Source organism: Sulfurimonas sp. (assembly GCF_027056685.1).
Lineage (GTDB): Bacteria > Campylobacterota > Campylobacteria > Campylobacterales > Sulfurimonadaceae > Sulfurimonas.
Genome location: NZ_JALUKE010000023.1, coordinates 1 through 1627 on the forward strand (window position 1 = coordinate 1; position 1627 = coordinate 1627).

Annotated in this window: 3 protein-coding genes; all 3 read right to left on the reverse strand. The window is 32.6% G+C overall.

The window, feature by feature from the left end:
• A partial coding sequence (locus MVY38_RS00885; protein WP_297482418.1) for a rhodanese-like domain-containing protein occupies positions 1-282 on the reverse strand: 282 nt, incomplete at its 3' end.
• A gap of 23 nt (positions 283-305) precedes the next feature.
• A complete protein-coding gene (locus MVY38_RS00890) occupies positions 306-1271 on the reverse strand; it encodes a twin-arginine translocation signal domain-containing protein (RefSeq protein ID WP_297482420.1) in 966 nt (321 codons plus the stop codon).
• 58 nt (positions 1272-1329) lie between these two features.
• Positions 1330-1627: lipid A-modifier LpxR family protein (locus MVY38_RS00895; RefSeq protein WP_297482423.1), on the reverse strand; the 298-nt coding region annotated here is incomplete at its 5' end.

The following is a 1627-nucleotide window of genomic DNA, read 5'->3' on the forward strand; positions in this document are numbered from 1 at the left end:
AAGGCGTGCAATTTCTGCTCTGTCATAGTGTGGACACATAGTAACAATAGTTTTATTCTTATCTATTTCATCGAGTCTATCTGGTAGCTCATTGAGTGGAATATGGTCTCCAAAACCAATATGCCATGCTTCATACTCTTCATGAAAACGAATGTCTATTACCTGTGCTTCACCTTTTGCGTAGAGTTCAAAGAGTTCAGGCATCTGTATTTTCATATCTTGACGCTCTTGGTAATCAAAACCTTTTAAATATGTATTGAAATCTATTGTTTTATTTTGCATTTTTTTTCCTATTGATTATTTAATTAAGCATTATTGTCTAAAATAATTGTTTCATAAAATGGTTCTATTGGTCCATCAACGATGTAAGGAAATATTTTCATAACATCAGCTCTAAAGCGAGGATCAGTATGAGAGTTTTCATGATCATATACACTTTCCCAAACACCATGGAAAAGGTAATGTGTTTTGTCATTTCCATCAGAGAAAGCACTTTGTAAAATTTCAGTTGAAATCGCTTTTCTGTAGTGAAGATTTTGATATGACCCTGGTATTCCTACAGGGAATTTTGGATTATAATCATAATCTCCTTTTGCTGGGCGGAAAGTATTTTGTGCCACTTTTAGTAGTGATGTGCTTTTCTTGTTAAATACTGACGCATCTTTTGTAAAAATAGAGACATGATTATTTACCGTTATGTATCTGCTTGTTATTCTGTCTTTTTGATTTTTCAAGAATTTCCGTATTTCTGTTTGTGAGGTATAGATATGTTCTCTATCTCCTGCTGCAACAGTTTTATAAATACCTTCATGATAATTCTTACTAAGCATTCCATATTTTGAAATCATTCTTTTAAACCATTTTGTTGTGTTTGAAGCTAACAAATCATGATAGTTTTCAAAACGAACAAATAGTGAATAAAACAGAGGCATACTTCCCTCTTTGCTCGCATCAAAATAAGCAGAACTCAAAACACCTTTAAGGTTTGTAGGGTAATTGTGAACCATTGTCGAATCACCTACCATATTTTTAAGTTCTAAAGATAAAAAACCTTTTTTTCTATGGAGTACTTTTGCATACTCATCTACATGGCGAAGCATATTATCTTTAAATTTTTCTACAAGAGTGAATTCAAAATAGAGTGTTACTGCACCCAAAGGAGCTTTTTCCCCTTTTTTAGGTGCAAGCATACTTGCATTTGCCATAGAAGGCAACACAGCCATAGAACCCGCCGCAAGAGCAGCACCTTTTAAAAAATTACGTCTTTTCATTTTGTATCCTTTTAACTAATTGGTTAGTTAATTATACATCCTAAAAGATTAAATAATTCTAAAATCTATAACTATATGCTAATCCTCCAAAAATATTTATTTTTTTCTCCTCTTTTGTATATGGTGTAGGAATTTCATAAAAAAGTCTTAATTGATGTCTATTATAATACAAACTACCCGAAAAAGTGCCTAAGGCATTGAATATATGCTTATGTGTTTGATAGCCTTCGCTAAGAGCTCCATCCAAAATAGCTGAGTATAAGAGTGCTTTTGTTTCTAAACCTGTAGTTACTGACCAGCCAAAACCATGCACCACATCATCAGGTTGAAGTAAATTTGCTTCTCCTTTTAAATAA